The 15,003-nt window shown below is 59.7% G+C and carries 15 protein-coding genes; 6 read left to right on the forward strand and 9 right to left on the reverse strand.

What is annotated here, in order from left to right; translation table 11 throughout:
- Window positions 1–44 precede the first annotated feature (44 nt).
- Both EOL43_RS01960 and EOL43_RS01965 read left to right on the forward strand, forming a co-directional pair.
- Entirely contained in the window at window positions 45–392 is a 348-nt protein-coding gene (locus EOL43_RS01960; protein ID WP_133485091.1) for an STAS domain-containing protein, read from the forward strand.
- 28 nt (window positions 393–420) lie between these two features.
- A complete protein-coding gene (locus EOL43_RS01965) occupies window positions 421–873 on the forward strand; it encodes an ATP-binding protein (protein WP_133485092.1) in 453 nt (150 codons plus the stop codon).
- 96 nt (window positions 874–969) lie between these two features.
- On the opposite strand, the gene hspQ is transcribed toward EOL43_RS01965, so the two are convergent.
- Window positions 970–1,296 (reverse strand): heat shock protein HspQ, encoded by a 327-nt coding sequence (gene hspQ / locus EOL43_RS01970; protein ID WP_133485093.1) that lies wholly within the window; start codon window positions 1,294–1,296, stop codon window positions 970–972.
- A 218-nt stretch (window positions 1,297–1,514) separates the two neighbouring features.
- On the opposite strand from hspQ, the gene EOL43_RS01975 reads away from it, so the two are divergent.
- Window positions 1,515–2,090, forward strand: a complete 576-nt coding sequence (locus EOL43_RS01975) for a transglycosylase SLT domain-containing protein (protein WP_133485094.1) — start codon at window positions 1,515–1,517, stop codon at window positions 2,088–2,090.
- A gap of 48 nt (window positions 2,091–2,138) precedes the next feature.
- Here EOL43_RS01975 and EOL43_RS01980 read toward each other — a convergent pair whose 3' ends face one another.
- From EOL43_RS01980 to EOL43_RS02000, 5 genes are all read right to left on the reverse strand, one after another.
- Complete coding sequence (locus tag EOL43_RS01980; RefSeq protein WP_133485095.1) at window positions 2,139–2,744, reverse strand: LolA family protein; 606 nt, start codon at window positions 2,742–2,744, stop codon at window positions 2,139–2,141.
- Window positions 2,745–2,847: 103 nt separating this feature from the next.
- Entirely contained in the window at window positions 2,848–3,195 is a 348-nt protein-coding gene (locus tag EOL43_RS01985) for a RidA family protein (protein WP_133485096.1), read from the reverse strand.
- A 93-nt stretch (window positions 3,196–3,288) separates the two neighbouring features.
- Complete coding sequence (locus EOL43_RS01990) at window positions 3,289–6,213, reverse strand: DNA translocase FtsK (RefSeq protein ID WP_133485097.1); 2,925 nt, start codon at window positions 6,211–6,213, stop codon at window positions 3,289–3,291.
- 12 nt (window positions 6,214–6,225) lie between these two features.
- Window positions 6,226–7,407 carry an aminotransferase class I/II-fold pyridoxal phosphate-dependent enzyme gene (locus EOL43_RS01995; protein WP_133485098.1) on the reverse strand — a complete coding sequence of 394 codons (1,182 nt, stop codon included), beginning with the start codon at window positions 7,405–7,407 and terminating at the stop codon, window positions 6,226–6,228.
- Window positions 7,408–7,538: 131 nt separating this feature from the next.
- Complete coding sequence (locus tag EOL43_RS02000; protein ID WP_133485099.1) at window positions 7,539–8,867, reverse strand: amidase; 1,329 nt, start codon at window positions 8,865–8,867, stop codon at window positions 7,539–7,541.
- Window positions 8,868–8,953: 86 nt separating this feature from the next.
- On the opposite strand from EOL43_RS02000, the gene EOL43_RS02005 reads away from it, so the two are divergent.
- The 3 genes from EOL43_RS02005 to EOL43_RS02015 all read left to right on the forward strand — a co-directional run bounded on the left by EOL43_RS02005 (window position 8,954) and on the right by EOL43_RS02015 (window position 12,627).
- Window positions 8,954–10,180, forward strand: a complete 1,227-nt coding sequence (locus EOL43_RS02005) for an FAD-dependent monooxygenase (protein ID WP_133485100.1) — start codon at window positions 8,954–8,956, stop codon at window positions 10,178–10,180.
- 63 nt (window positions 10,181–10,243) lie between these two features.
- Complete coding sequence (locus EOL43_RS02010; RefSeq protein ID WP_133485101.1) at window positions 10,244–11,893, forward strand: sulfatase-like hydrolase/transferase; 1,650 nt, start codon at window positions 10,244–10,246, stop codon at window positions 11,891–11,893.
- Window positions 11,890–12,627, forward strand: a complete 738-nt coding sequence (locus EOL43_RS02015) for a hypothetical protein (RefSeq protein ID WP_133485102.1) — start codon at window positions 11,890–11,892, stop codon at window positions 12,625–12,627. Before EOL43_RS02010 ends, EOL43_RS02015 begins: the two co-directional genes overlap by 4 nt.
- A 50-nt stretch (window positions 12,628–12,677) precedes the next feature.
- Here the strand turns inward: EOL43_RS02015 and EOL43_RS02020 are convergent, their stop codons facing one another.
- The 3 genes from EOL43_RS02020 to EOL43_RS02030 are packed head-to-tail and all read right to left on the reverse strand — an operon-like array spanning window position 12,678 to window position 14,417.
- A complete protein-coding gene (locus EOL43_RS02020; RefSeq protein WP_166636181.1) occupies window positions 12,678–13,475 on the reverse strand; it encodes a hypothetical protein in 798 nt (265 codons plus the stop codon).
- The gene (locus EOL43_RS02025; RefSeq protein WP_133485104.1) at window positions 13,412–14,014 is read right to left on the reverse strand and encodes a TadE/TadG family type IV pilus assembly protein; all 603 of its coding nucleotides are present in this window, start codon (window positions 14,012–14,014) and stop codon (window positions 13,412–13,414) included. The genes EOL43_RS02020 and EOL43_RS02025 overlap by 64 nt, the downstream gene beginning before the upstream one ends.
- Before the next feature lie 10 nt (window positions 14,015–14,024).
- Window positions 14,025–14,417 carry a TadE/TadG family type IV pilus assembly protein gene (locus EOL43_RS02030; RefSeq protein WP_166636182.1) on the reverse strand — a complete coding sequence of 131 codons (393 nt, stop codon included), beginning with the start codon at window positions 14,415–14,417 and terminating at the stop codon, window positions 14,025–14,027.
- Window positions 14,418–15,003: the final 586 nt, after the last annotated feature.

A 15,003-nucleotide genomic window follows, 5' to 3' on the forward strand; every position in this document is an offset into this window, starting at 1 on the left:
CGTCTAGACTGTAGTTCTACTAACCGCGAGGAAGGAGCGATCCCGTGCAACTGACCTATCAAGACGGGCCCGAGGCCCGAGTGATCACCGTAGACAACAGTCGAATCGACGCCGCCATCGCCATCAAGTTCAAGGATCAAATGCGCGACATGACGTCGGATGGCCCGCAGCGTGTTGTCGTGGACATGACGAAAGTCGACTTCATCGATTCAAGCGGCCTTGGCGCGATTGTCGCCGCTATGAAGCAAGTGCCCGACGGGCGCAGCTTTGAACTGGCCGCCCTGTCCAACACCGTCGGCAAAGTCTTTGCACTGACACGTATGGACTCGGTCTTTACCATCCATGACAATGTGGATGCGGCCCTTGATGGCGGTCTTGCCAACGCAAGCTGACACACCCGCGCTATAGGAGTGCACAGACTTGCAGAACGCGGCGACGCCACATTCGGATCAATGCCTGAAGCTGGACTTTCCAAGCGACAACTTTTCTGTGCGACAGGCCTTGGGGAAGGTGCTTTCCCTGACCCTGTCGGACGATGAAAAATCGGTGGTCGAAATTGTTCTGGCCGAGGTTCTGAACAACATTGTCGAGCACGCCTATCAGGAAGACCCGTCGGGCCACATTCAGTTGTCGGTCGATCCATCAGACACTGGGCTACGCGTTCTGGTACAGGACGAAGGGCTGCCCCTGCCCGCAGATCTGCCCAACAAGCAGGTCAATTATGATCTGACCTGCGAAACGGGCGATCTGCCCGAGGGGGGATTCGGCTGGCTTTTGGTGCAAGAGCTGACCGATGGCCTTCAATATGAACGGCGCGATGGGCGAAATATTCTGTCCTTCCAGATCCCAAAACCTGCAGAGGATCAGGCCTGAACTTGGGGCCATGCGCACCCATTCTGAGAGGTAAGAAGCGATCAAACAAGCGCGTTGGCCCAGCGGCCAACTGCGTTGTAGATCGCGGAAATCCGGTTAGTTCAGCTGTACCTGAAGCGGGTACTGGCCGTCTTCGAAATCGCCGAAAAGATCATGCAGATCAGGGTGTTCGACCGGCTCGCCCGAGTGGTCTTCGACCAGGTTCTGCTCGGACACATAGGCCACGTAATAGCTTTGGTCATTCTCGGCCAGCAGGTGATAGAACGGCTGATCTTTGGACGGACGGCTGTCTTCGGGAATGGCGTCGTACCATTCCTCGGTGTTGGAAAAAATCGCATCCACGTCAAAAACCACCCCCCGGAAGGGATGCTTCCGGTGGCGCACAACTTGGCCTAGATGATATTTCGCGTGTGTCTTCAACATTGATCCAACCTTGTCCCATCACTAACGCCGAACACCTTGGATTGTCCATGCAACTGGACCGGATTTTTTGGAAACAGTTTGGGCATCACACCCCCGGAAGACGCGGTTTTCAGCCGACCGGCAAAGATGTGCCGCGGGTGCGAAAAAGGCGGATCAGGTGATTCCCACGGGCCCTAAAATCCGCTAGAATAGCGAAAAAACAAACGAGCAGTAGGCAGATGAAAAAACTCATTCTCGCGACCATGGTCGTGGCGTTCGTGGCGTCATGTGGCGGGGGCTCCAAGGCCCCGCGCAATCTGGACAATGCATGTAGCATCGTTCGGCAGCAGCCCAAAATCTTGCGTGCCATGAAGAAGACAGAACGGAAATGGAATGTCCCCGTTCACGTCCAGATGGCGATCATCTATCAGGAATCGAAATTCGTGCATGATGCGCGCACCCCGGTGAAATACGTGCTGGGCGTGTTGCCCATGGGGCGCCAAAGCTCGGCCTATGGCTATGCGCAGGCGCTGGACGGCACGTGGAAGGAATACCAGCGGGCCGAAGGCGGCCGCAGCGCAAAACGCACCAAGATCCAAGACGCGACGGACTTCATGGGCTGGTACATGAACAAAACGACCGAGGTCACCGGCATCCCGCTGCATGACGCGCGCAACCAGTATCTGGCCTATCACGAGGGTCGGACCGGATATTTGCGCGGCAGTTACAAGTCGAAATCCTGGCTGGTCCGTGTGGCGGACGAGGTCGCAAGCCGCTCGATCATGTATCAAATCCAGCTGGCAAACTGCCGCTAAGACAGGGTCTGACCCGGCAAACCCGGGTCAGATTTTCCAAGATGTCACTTAATTGCGCGTCCGCTTATTGATCGCGGCTGTGATCGAAAACAGCGACGCGCCAAGATCGATACCCTTCTCAAGCTCACCCAACAGAACCGTCGTCTGCGAGCCCGCGTTGTCAGTGATGATCCACTGACGCAGCTCTGTCGGATTGGCGGTGAACTTCAGCTCGATCGTCCCGACGTCGGGGTTCTCGGGGTCCTGTGCGACGACCGTTGTCGCCGTCCCGTCATAGCTGTGCCCCACAACCATATTGGCCTGACCCAGATTCACATTGCGCGCCAAAATCAGGTTCAGCGGCGTGCGTTTCAGCGGGTATTGCTGCGGGCCTGCGTTGGATTTCCCATCAAAGATCGCAACCTGAGACCCGCCCGCCACGACCAGCGCATCCATCGGCGGGTTATATTCAAACCGCGCGCGCCCCGGACGTTTCAGATAGATCGTCCCGGTCGAGATCGTGCCGTCATCATTGATCTGCGTGAACTGCGATTTGGCGGTGTTCAGACCGTTCAAATAGTTGGAAATCGCGTTCAGGCTGATCTTTTCGGCCTGAGCCGGAAGCGCCGTGGCCATCAGGGCCAATGCGGCGAAAGTCATACGCAAGGGGGTCATACATCTACCTTTACTGCTCGGGCGTACTCTATCCCGTTTGATATGGGAAGTTTAAGCCCGAACAGTAGATGATAGGCGATAACGCGCCTTTCAAGGCGGACGGTTACTCGATAACCGCGGCGGTCACGATCACTTCGACCTTGTGATCCGGCGTGGCCAGATCGGCCGAGCCGGTGGCCCGGGCAGGCGCATGGCCCTTCGGCACCCATGCATCCCAAACTTTATTCATCTCGGCAAAGTCTTTCATGTCGGCCATCCAAATGATCGCCTGCAGCATGTGCTTGGTCGACGAACCGGCTTCTTCCAGCAGCTTCTCGACCTGTTCCAGACATTCGCGGGTCTGCTCGGCGACGCTGTTGCCGGGGGTACCGACCTGACCGGCCAGATAGACGACACCCTTATGGGTGACGCTTTGGCTCATTCGGTCGGTAGTGTGACGACGTTGAATCATGGGTTTGCCTCAGTTGTGTTGTCGTTTGTTGTCGTTGAAAGTCGCGCCGCCCCCGAAGGGACGGCGCTGTCCGGATCGTTGTCCGGTGGGGCGTTACTGCTGTTCTGGAATCAGGATTTCGCGTTTGCCGACGTGGTTGGACGCGGACACAAGGCCTTCGTCTTCCATCTGTTCGACCAGACGCGCGGCCTTGTTATAGCCGATGCCAAGCTTGCGCTGGATGTAGGATGTCGAGCATTTGCGATCCTTGATCACAATCGCCACGGCCTGATCGTAAAGCGCATCTTCGCCGTTGGTGTTGCCACCGGTCGACAGACCAAGAACCGCATCGATGTTGTCGGCCTTGTCTTCCGACGGGCCATCCGACACGCCGCCCACATATTCGGGCGGGCCGAAGCTTTTCAGATAGCTGACGATTTCTTCGACTTCCTCGTCCGACACGAACGGGCCGTGCACGCGTGTGATTTTGGAGCCGCCTGCCATGTACAGCATGTCGCCCATGCCCAGAAGCTGCTCGGCGCCTTGTTCACCCAGAATGGTGCGGCTATCGACTTTCGAGGTCACCTGGAACGAAATCCGGGTTGGGAAGTTCGCTTTGATCGTGCCGGTGATCACGTCAACCGACGGGCGCTGCGTGGCCATGATGATGTGAATGCCAGAGGCACGCGCCATCTGGGCAAGGCGCTGGATGCAGGCCTCGATTTCCTTGCCCGCGACCATCATCAGGTCGGCCATCTCGTCGACCACAACGACGATGAAGGGCAGTTTTTCGGGGGCGAATTCCTCGGTCTCGAAGATCGGTTCGCCGGTGTCGTCGTCAAAGCCCGTCTGAACGGTACGTTCGAACATCTCGCCTTTGGCCAGCGTGTCGGCGACGCGGCTGTTATAGCCCTCGATGTTGCGCACGCCCATTTTGGACATCTTGCGATAGCGCTCTTCCATCTCGCCCACGACCCATTTCAGGGCGACGACCGCCTTCTTCGGGTCGGTCACAACGGGCGACAACAGGTGCGGGATGCCGTCATAGACAGACAGTTCCAGCATCTTCGGGTCGATCATGATCATCCGGCATTCTTCCGGCGTCAGCTTGTAAAGCAGCGACATGATCATCGTGTTGATCGCCACGGATTTACCCGATCCGGTGGTCCCTGCGATCAGCAGGTGAGGCATCTTGGCAAGGTTCGCCACGACGGGTTCACCGCCGATATCCTTGCCCAGCGCCAGCGGAAGACGGTGGTTGCCGTCGCCGAAATCGCGGGTCGAAAGGATCTCGCGGAAGGACACCATCTCGCGGCGTTCGTTGGGCAGTTCGATCCCGATGACCGAGCGGCCGGGCACGGTCGACACACGCGCCGACAGGGCCGACATCGAGCGTGCGATGTCATCCGCCAGACCGATCACGCGGCTGGCTTTCAGGCCGGGCGCGGGTTCCAGTTCGTACATGGTGACGACGGGGCCGGGGCGGACCGAGACGATTTCGCCCTTCACACCATAGTCATCCAGCACGGTTTCCAGCATCCGCGCATTTTCTTCCAGCGCCTCGTCCGACAGAACGTGACGCTCGATCGAGGCGGGGTTCGCCAGCAGGTTCAACGGCGGAAGCTCATAGTCCGAATGGGCGTCGTCAAACTTCAGCGCAGGCTGCGCTTCGGCCTTGGCACGGGTCGACGGCTGGGCCGGTTTTTTCGGCGGGTGCTGCACCACCTTCTTGGCAGGTTGGGTAAAGCCCGAGTGCTGGGGCATGTAGACACGTGCCTCGGGTTCTGCCGAAGGAGCCATCAGATCTTCAACGATCATGTCATCGTCTTCAGCCAGTTCGGCCATCGGTGCTTCGACCATCGGCGCGGCATAGGGATCTTCCACCGGCACCGCCATGTCGGGCTCGGCGGGCATCGATGTGTCCAGAATCATCGGGTCCGGGCTGCGGCGGTGACGCGACACGGCGCGCTCTAGCGGCGGCTCGGCGCGCATCGGATTGGCAATCGGCATCTGGCGCGAACGGTTCTTCAGCGCCGAGGCGATCTTCGCCCGGATGCGATCTTCGCCACCCAGTTCTTCCGGGATTTCCCCTTCGAAAACAGCGGGTTCAACCAATTCAGGCTCGGGCTCCACGTTGCGGCGCATCAGGGATGCCAGCAGGCCTTGTTTCTGCGGGGCCGGGGCGGGTTCTTCGTGTACGACGGCTTCGGGTTCGGCATGCAGGGGCGGTTCCGGACGCATAACGCGTGCGGTGCGCAGGGGCGGCGGGGACGGGAACTCTTCCTCGTACAGCTCTTGATACTCGTCCTGCAGCTGCTGTTGTTCTTTGCGGGCGGCGTAGCGATCCTGCATGTGGCGGGCGGTGGCGGCAGCTCCGCTGGCGGCACCTTTCGCACCCTTGCCCAACAGAGACGCAAGCCCGGCATAGGTCATGATGACGCCAACGACCAGGAAATGGCCGATGCGTTTCAGTTCAGCCCGGTCCAGACCGAGGACAAACATGGTCATGGCGATGGCCGCGATTGCGGCGATCACCGACATGGCTTTCAGCCCAGTGCCCGCGCTGACCGGCAGGGCCGACAACATCGCGCCCAGTACGGTGTCACCGAACAGACCGCCCAAACCAAAGGAATGGGTCCAACCGGCGCCCGGCACCAAAGTCGATGCATAGACCGAGCACAGCGCCACGGCGATCGGGGCAAAGATCAGACGCCCCATGGCGCGCTCTTCCCCGAAATGGAAGGTCATGCGCAGCCCCCAGACCACAAGGATCAGCGGCAAGGCCCACGACCCAAGGCCTGCGATGACAGACAGGGGCGACGCGATGAAGGCACCAAACCGGCCCAGTGCGTTTTGCGCAGGCGTATCGGTGGCCGACATCCAGCCCGGATCTTCGGGCGAATAGCTTCCAAGGATCAGCGCAATCACGATGCCAAGGGCGATAAGTCCGATGCCCAAAAGCTCTTTCCCGCGTCGTTCCAACACCGCTTGCGTGGTGCTGTCAAAGATCGGATCTCGTTGTTTCGCCTGATACGCCATACCACCTCGTCCTTACTTATACAGACCGTCGCGGATCTGGATCAGACCACGCGTCATGTCTTCTTTTGGGGCCACCATGGCGACCCGGATGAACCCCTTGCCGGGGTTTTCTTCATTCACATCCCGCGACAGATACGCGCCGGGCAGAACCCGCACGCCGGTCTCGGTCCACATTTTCATTGCGGCCTCTTCGCCATCTTCGACGGGCAGCCACAGGAAAAAGCCAGCTTCCGGGGGCCTGTAGCCCGGAACGCCTGCAAAAATCTCATCCGCAATTGCGTACTTCTCTTGGTACAGCCGGCGGTTTTCGACCACATGTTCTTCGTCGGTCCACGCCCGTTCGGCCACGCGCTGAAGCGGCAAGGGCAAGGGCGCACCGGCATAGGCGCGCAGCTGGCGCACCCGTTTAATGCTTTCCGGCCCACCAGCCACAAAACCCGAACGCAGGCCGGGCAGGTTCGACCGCTTCGACAGCGAGTGGAAGATCGTCACGCGTTCCGGGTCAGCACCGCCTTCGCGGGCAACCTCAAGCGCGCCGGGGGGCGGGGTGTCGCGATAGATTTCGGAGTAACACTCGTCCGCGAAAATCTTGAAATCATACTTCTCGGCCAGCGCGATCAGGTTTGCCCAGTAATCGCGATCCGCCACGGCACCCTGCGGGTTGGTGGGCGAACAGATGAAGGCGACCTCGGTCCGGTTCAGGATCTCGGGCGGCAGCTTCGAATAGTCCGGCAGGAAGTTGTTGTCTGGGGTTGCGGGCAGGAACACGGGTTCCGCGCCGACGGTCACAGCCGCAACGGCGTAGACCTGATAAAACGGGTTCGGGATCAGAACGACGGGCTTTTCGCCACGCGCCGTCTGTTCAGGGCAGAGCGCGATCAACGCGTTGAACAAGCCTTCACGGGTGCCGTTCAGGGCCATGATCTGATCGGTCGGCACATCCACGCCATAGCGTCGATCCAACCAGCCAGAGATCGCATCCAGCAGTTCGGGTGCGCCGTCATTCGGCGGATATTTCCCAAATCCATCAACAGCTTGGGCCAGAATTTCAGGAACCCAGCTTGGGAAAGGGTGCTTTGGTTCGCCAATGGTCATATGCATGACCTCTCCGCCCGGCGCATGAGCGTCGAGAAGGGTCCGCAAACGCGGGAATGCATACTCGGGCAAGCCGGAATACCGCTCGGGAAACGTCATTTGAAACGTCTTTATACTGCCTCAGTTTTCGGGATCATGTCGCCCCGTTACCGATGACGATAGCCTGCAAATCCCGGCGGGTCCAGAATTTCGCCGTAAAAATCGACGCTTGGGCGGGCCGGTTGTGGCTTTTAGGACAACACGGCCTCGCAGGCGGCCCCAAGGCGCAATAGGCGCTCTTCGCCCATCGGCGCGCCCAGCAGCATGATCCCGGTCGAGGGCAAACCCGTCGGCAGGCTTAGCCCGCAGAGGCCCAGCAAGTTCCCGATCCGCGTATTGCGCAGCGCCCAGAGGTTTTCTTCGACGTAGTAGTCATGGTCCGACATCAGGCGATCCACATTGGGCGGCATGATGGCCGAGGTTGGCAGGACCACCGCGTCATAGCCGGCGATTTCGGACAGGAACTCGGCGCGGATCTGATCAAGCCGCTGCCACGCCGCCACAAAATCCGCACCCGAGAAGGACGCGCCCGCCATGAACCGTTCACGGATTTCGCCGAACATCAACTCAGGCTGAGCGTCGATTTCCGTCCGCCATGTGGCGTAGGCTTCGGTGGTGAACAGAACGCCAGACATGGCCAGCGCCTCGTCCACGATGGGCAGGTGCAGACGTTTGACCGTCGCGCCGCCGTCCATGATGCGGCCCAGCGCGCTGTCGAATCCAGCCAGCGGTTCGTCACGGCAGCCCTCGAACCCGTTTTCCAACACCAGAAGGCGAGTGCCGTTCAGGGACGCGCCGCGCAGATCGGCGGGTGTGCCGCCTTCCAGCGTGGCCAGCATCAGGGCGGCATCCTCGACCGTGCGGCACAGGGGGCCGACCGTGTCAAAGCTGGCCACCAACGGCACCACGCCTTTCAGCGACACCCGGCCCGAGGTCGTCTTCAACCCCACCAAATCGTTCCACGCGGACGGGATTCGCACCGACCCGCCCGTGTCCGAGCCGATCCCACACGGCGCCAATCCGAAGGCCACTGAAGTCGCCGCCCCAGACGAGCTGCCACCTGACACTGCGTCGTGGTCGTTCACACAGGGGCTGGTCGCGGTGATGGGGTTCAAGCCAAGGCCCGAGAACGCAAGCTCGCTCATATGCGTTTTGCCAAGGCAGATCATCCCGGCGGCGGTCGCGTTGCGCAGCACCTCGGCGTCAGCGCTGGGTACGCGGTCTTTCAGAAGGGCCGATCCGGCTTCGGTCGCGACACCTGCCGTATCAAACAGGTCCTTCCAGCTGATCGGAACACCATCCAAATGACCCAAACGTTGCCCAACTCGCGCACGTTCGGACGCGTCGCGCGCCTCGGAAATGGCGCGGTCTTCTGTCAGGCGGGCATAAATGCGGTCGCCAAACGGATGGGCTTTGATCGCGTCCAGATAGGTGCGCGTCAGGTCCACCGGGTCAATCTGCCCCGCCGCAATCCCCCGACCCAGATCACCCATGCTCATGGTCAGCCACGCGTCGCTCATCCCAGCCTCCGTTTTTCCCTGTCCGATGGACGGTAACGACAGGACGACGCATGGACAATCCCAAACAGCGGGGGCAGAAAGAGGGTATGACACATGATGCCGATATCCTGATCGTGGGCGGAGGCCTGAACGGCCCGGCCCTTGCGCTGGCCCTTGGGGACACCGGGTTCAAAGTGACCATGATTGATGCGCTGCCGAAGGGCGCACGCGGGGGCGATGACTTTGACGGGCGCGGTTATGCGCTTGCTTTGGCGTCGCAACGGTTGCTCGTCGCGCTTGGCGTCTGGCCCAAGGTGGCCGAACACGCCCAGCCGCTTCTGGACATCCGCATTTCTGACGGTCGTCCCGGCGAAGGCCCCGGCCCGTTTGTGTTGGAGTTCGACCACGCCGAAATTGACGAAGGCCCGATGGGCTATATGGTCGAGGACCGCTTCCTGTCCCGCGCCTTTTTTGACGCGGTCGAGGCGCACCCGAATGTCACGCTGATTGATCAGGACACGGTGGTGGATCAGGTGATCGAACCTGCTTCGGTCACGCTGGAGCTGGCATCCGGCAAGCGTCTGACCGGGAAGATGGTCGTTGGCTGTGACGGGCGTAGGACTGGCACGGGTGAACGCGCGGGCATCAAACGGCATGGGCATGATTACGGGCAGACTTCGCTGGTCTGCGCGATTGATCACGAGCTGCCGCATAACGGCGTGGCGCATCAGTTCTTCATGCCCGCGGGGCCGCTGGCGATCCTGCCGCTTCCGGGCAACCAATGTTCGATCGTATGGACTGAAACCCATGACGAGGCCGCGCGCATTCACGCGCTGGACGACGAAGGGTATCTGGAAGAACTCCGCCCGCGTTTCGGGTCTTTCCTGGGCGAAATCAGCCTGGCCGGTAAGCGCTTCACCTATCCGCTGAACCTGACGGTCGCGAACAGCTTTATCGCGGATCGTCTGGCCTTGGTTGGCGATGCGGCCCACGGGATGCACCCGATTGCGGGGCAAGGGTTGAATGCGGGTCTGAAAGACGTGGCCGCGCTGGCCGAGGTTCTGACACTCGCCCGCCGTCGCGGTGAAGACATTGGCCGTCTGGATGTACTGGAGCGCTATCAACAGTGGCGCCGCTGGGACGTGTCACAGATGGTGATGATGACCGAGGCGACCAACCGCCTGTTCTCGAACGACAATCCGATCCTGCGCGTGGCCCGCGATATCGGGCTGGGCGCGGTGAACGCCATGCCCGGTCTACGCCGCAACTTCATCCGCGAGGCCGCTGGCCTGACCGGAGACCTGCCGCGTCTGCTACAAGGCCGCCAAATCTGATCACCCATTGCTGATCGGCGCCCCCTGCCCTACCGTGCGAAAAACGCCGATGGAGGGGCAGCCGTGAACATTCTTTTCATCATGTATGACCAGCTGCGGTTTGACTACCTCAGCTGCGCCGGTCACCCGACGTTGAAGACCCCCAATTTCGACCGCGTGGCGGCGCGTGGGGTGCGGTTCACCAACTGCTATGTGCAGTCGCCGATCTGTGGCGCCAGCCGGATGAGCACCTATACCGGGCGCTATGCATCCTCGCACGGGGCGCAGTGGAACGGCTTTCCGTTGCGCGTGGGCGAGCACACGATGGGCGATCACTTACGCGAGGCTGGGATGGACTGCTGGCTTTTGGGCAAGACGCATATGAAGGTCGATGCCGAGGGGATGAAACGCCTTGGCATCGCGCCCGACAGCGTCATCGGTGCGCGGCAGGCCGAATGCGGCTTCGACGTTTGGGTGCGTGACGACGGGCTGTGGGCCGAAGGCCCGGACGGGTTCTATGACGAAAAGCACTCGCCCTATAATGCCTATCTGAAATCAAAAGGTTACGAGGCCGAAAACCCGTGGTCTGTGAACGCCAATGCGGGTGTCGAGGATGGCGAGATCGCCAGCGGCTGGATGTTCGACAACGCCGACAAACCCGCCAACATCCGCGAGGAAGACAGCGAAACCGCGTGGCTGACCAGTGAAACCCTGCGCTTCATGGATCAGGCCAAGGGGCCGTGGTGCGCGCATGTCAGCTATATCAAACCGCACTGGCCCTATATCGTGCCCGCGCCCTATCACGACATGTTCGGGCCCGAGGATGTGCCCCCGGCCGTGCGCTCGGACGGTGAACGCCAGAACGCGCAGCCCGTGTTCGACGCCTTCATGCACAACAAGATCGCCGCCGCCTTCCAACAGGACGAGGTCCGCCGCAAGGTGATTCCCGCCTATATGGGTCTGATCAAGCAGTGCGACGATCATCTGGGCCGCATCTTGGATCACTTGGACGCCACCGGGCAGGCGGATGACACGATGATCGTCCTGACCTCGGACCATGGGGATTATCTGGGCGATCACTGGCTGGGCGAGAAGGATCTGTTCCACGAGCCGTCCGTGAAAGTGCCGCTGATCATCGCGAACCCGCGCCCATCGGCGGACACGACGCGCGGCACAACCTGCGACGCGCTGGTCGAGGCGATCGACCTTGCCCCCACCTTTGTCGAAGTGGCGGGCGGAGACGTGGCCGATCACATCCTTGAAGGTCGCAGCCTGATGCCGTGGTTGCGGGGCGAGACGCCGGTGTGGCGCGACTTCGCGATCAGCGAATACGACTATTCGTCCACGCCCGCCTGCGAAAAGCTGGGCGTCAGCCCCCGTGACGCGCGGCTGTTTATGGTCTTTGACGGGCGCTACAAACTGATGCATGCCGAAGGCGGCTTGCGCCCGATGCTGTTTGATCTGGAGACCGACCCGGACGAGCTGAACGATCTGGCGCGTGGGAACGCGCACCAGGACCAGATCGCGCGGCTGTACGAGATGCTGGGCCAATGGGGCCGCCGGATGAGCCAGCGCGTCACCAAGTCTGACGCCCAGATCGAGGCAGGACGCGGCCGGTCGATGCGCCGTGGCATCCTGCCCTTTCTGAAAGACGGCTCCGAGGTGCCCGACGCGCTGACCGCCGCTTATCGCGGCCCTGCCCCAGACAACCATGTGCAGGACGACGAGGCGTGATCCGGGCGCATCTGGCCACCTTTCCGAAACGACAACACCTGCTGCTGGACGCCGTGAAAAGCATCGCGCCGCAGGTGGACAAGGTCTTTGTCTGCCTGAACGAATACACCGCACCTCCACCCGGCTTGGACGCGATCCCGAACCTTGAATACTTGATCCCCGACGCGGACCTGAAAGACGCGGGTAAATTCGCCTTTCCGGTGGCGGCGGATGACATCGTCTTCACCGTTGATGACGACATCATCTATGCCGACGACTATGTCGCGCGGACGCTGGCCTTCACCGACCGGCTGGATCTTGCGACGAACACAATCGGCTATCAGGCACATGCCTTTGTTTTCAAGAAACAGGAAGACCGCCTTGGCTGGCGCAATTTTGCGTTCGGAAAGAAGTGCCCTCAGATCTTCAAGGTTGACCTTCTGGGCACCGGGACCGCGTGTTTTCTGGGCAAGAACTGCCCGACATTGACCGAGGTTCACCCCTGCGCCGGGTTTGTCGATCTGCGGTTCTCGCGGCTTCAGACCAAGGCAGGCGTGACCATGTGGGCGCTACCCCGGGACGAGGGATACTTGACCAACAACCTCCCAGACGCGCTGTGGGAAACCTCGCTGTTCAACACGGTGAACCTGCAGCGGCCCGAGAACATGAAGCACGAGGTGCGCCAGCTTTTGCAGGAACGCACGCCGCATTCCGGCGTGAAGCTTGAGAAGGTTCTGAGAGAGCGCAACGCATAAAAAAACCGGCCAGACGACGCGCGCCCGGCCGGTTTCTTTAATGCATAGTCTTAGTAAGCCATACGGAAGTATTCGGCTTCGTAGATGTTGGTCATCCCGGTGCCGCAGAAGGCCATAAGCCCGTTCGAGGTCCCATCAATTGTTCCCCCAGCGATCAGGGACGCACCTTGGATACCGTCCGCATTCGCCGTGAAATCAATATTGCCGGCCGCAATCATCTGGCTGCCATAAATGTTGATCTTCGACGTCAACGAGATGCCGCCCAATGTCAGCAGAACAGACCCTCCGCCATCAGCACAATTGTCATTCTTCCCAAGCGTGATGCTTGAGGGCGAGGTGATGGATTTGACGTCGGTATGGGTGGTTGCAATGACCGAATTGGTGATCTTCAGCGCTTGACCGAACTTAATCGTACAGCTGGTTACGATCACAACGCTGTCGATGGCCGTCGGCTCGTCAATCGTCAGGACGCCGTTCTTACCACAGCCAACAACATGAACGCGATCCTTGGTCAGATCCGACATCATAAGTTTGTCGTTGTTCTTGAGGGTGATGTATTTCACGGCATCCAACGGATCAATGTAATCCGGCAGGTATTCGGGATCGCGGTCCTTCAGCCCCTGAATCATGAAGGGCAGCTTGTTGATGATGCGCAGGCGGTAATAGCCTTCACGCAGAGCCGCTTGCAGACCCTCGTTGCTTTCCCACCCCGACCGTGGCAAATCGATATCTTCCATGTCCGGCATGGACACGACGGTGCCGGTCTCGAACGAGTTGTTGCTGTTCACAGACACATAATCGTTCGAGTGGATGCAGAAGCCGTTCTTATAGGCGTTGTTCGACTGCACATCGATACGCTCGTCAGAAACGAAGCCTTCGCGGAAACAAGTGGGGGGCGGAAGGTGGTGAACACCGACTGGACGGTCATGTCATAGTTCACATAGCCCAATACGCGCAGAACAAAGGTCGACACCGGGTTCGACTTCGAATTCAGACGCGTCGAATAGACATGGACAGCCGATCTAGAATTGGCGCTGGGGGTGAACTTCTCGGACACGGGGTCCCATTTACCGAAAGTGATGTCTTTGGCTTCAATGACATTGCCGTAGGTCGCTTTCGGCATGCTTGCTTGAACCAGCGCCAGCGCTTGTGTTTTCGCCTTGGCGGGATCGGTTTCATAATCACGGCGATACAGCGCGGCATGCGCCGTCATGTCAGCCGAGATTTGCAGCTGCGTGCGCGCCGTCATCAGGTTGTGCATGTCGATCGCCAGACCTCCGACCACAACGATCGCTGCGAAAAGGAACAAGCCGAAGATCGTGATGGCTCCGTTTTCATCTTTTCTGAAGTGCCGGATACGGCGGAAGGCAGATAAGGTATGGGTCATGGCGGTCACCTTAATACTCTACAAAATGTTGCGACTGGGCAGAGACCGAGAAGCCGGTAAGAATGTTGAACTTTCCATTGAAGATCAGATCCGACACCGGAATTGACGCCGTTGTGGTGATCACCCCGGTCGACGAATTGATGGTGGTCTTTACCGTCCCATTGCTCGAAAAGCCCGAGATCCGGTCTTTGATATAGGTCTGCGTTGCGGCCTCAGCCGCCGCTTTTTCGAGCCCACCTCCGATGCGCCCAACCGACAAAGCGCGGTTCGCATCTTGCACCACGCGCATCATGATCGACTGCTTGTAGAACACGAAGGACGCATTGATGATCAGGACGAAAATCATGAACAGCGCCGGCAACCACAAAACCGTTTCCACGGTCGCCGTTCCATCTTCATTCATAATTTTCTGTTTGGTCCGCTTATTCATTTCACCTGCTCATGATAAGAAAACTCGACACGCTATAAACCTTAACGGGCAACTTTGCCGCTAAGAAGGAAAAAAGAGCCAAGATTGTGTGCAAATTGTGGCGATTGCGCCAATCACCTATACTTTTGTTCAGGTTATGATGTCGCACCCGCCTTATTGGTAAAAATCAAGCGCTTACACGTGCCACATTTTGGCCTCTCACATCCACCGATGCGAATCGACCCAAAAGCTTGATCCGGATAGGAACGGCGACTGTGATCAGAAGGGGTCGCCAGGCAAGGGTCATCCGCAACGGACGTCACGTTAATATTTTGCCTACGGATCGCGGCGGCTCTGCGCGGTGTCTACGCACAAGCCGGCAAGCGGTTTCGGCGGAGTTCCCGACTGCCGTGACAGCTGCCCCGGCATGCCCCATTGCGCCCGCGCGCATCGAAATTCTTGAGCTTCTTCAACAGGATTAGCTGGTGGCGGGGCAAGGTCAGGCCGACCCTTTTAGATCTAAAAGGATGGACCCTTAACGCCCCTCCAAGACCCGCCCCGAAATCATGCCCATCGTTTG

Source organism: Aliiroseovarius marinus (assembly GCF_004360145.1).
GTDB classification, from domain to species: domain Bacteria; phylum Pseudomonadota; class Alphaproteobacteria; order Rhodobacterales; family Rhodobacteraceae; genus Aliiroseovarius; species Aliiroseovarius marinus.

Bases quoted from the DNA above. Each gene is read 5' to 3' on its own strand.
- hspQ (WP_133485093.1), bottom strand. From the start codon at position 1,296: ATGTTGAAGACACACGCGAAATATCATCTAGGCCAAGTTGTGCGCCAC.
- EOL43_RS01975 (WP_133485094.1), top strand. From the start codon at position 1,515: ATGAAAAAACTCATTCTCGCGACCATGGTCGTGGCGTTCGTGGCGTCA.
- EOL43_RS01980 (WP_133485095.1), bottom strand. From the start codon at position 2,744: ATGACCCCCTTGCGTATGACTTTCGCCGCATTGGCCCTGATGGCCACG.
- EOL43_RS01985 (WP_133485096.1), bottom strand. From the start codon at position 3,195: ATGATTCAACGTCGTCACACTACCGACCGAATGAGCCAAAGCGTCACC.
- EOL43_RS01990 (WP_133485097.1), bottom strand. From the start codon at position 6,213: ATGGCGTATCAGGCGAAACAACGAGATCCGATCTTTGACAGCACCACG.
- EOL43_RS01995 (WP_133485098.1), bottom strand. From the start codon at position 7,407: ATGACGTTTCCCGAGCGGTATTCCGGCTTGCCCGAGTATGCATTCCCG.
- EOL43_RS02000 (WP_133485099.1), bottom strand. From the start codon at position 8,867: ATGAGCGACGCGTGGCTGACCATGAGCATGGGTGATCTGGGTCGGGGG.
- EOL43_RS02005 (WP_133485100.1), top strand. From the start codon at position 8,954: ATGACACATGATGCCGATATCCTGATCGTGGGCGGAGGCCTGAACGGC.
- EOL43_RS02025 (WP_133485104.1), bottom strand. From the start codon at position 14,014: ATGACCCATACCTTATCTGCCTTCCGCCGTATCCGGCACTTCAGAAAA.
- EOL43_RS02030 (WP_166636182.1), bottom strand. From the start codon at position 14,417: ATGAATGAAGATGGAACGGCGACCGTGGAAACGGTTTTGTGGTTGCCG.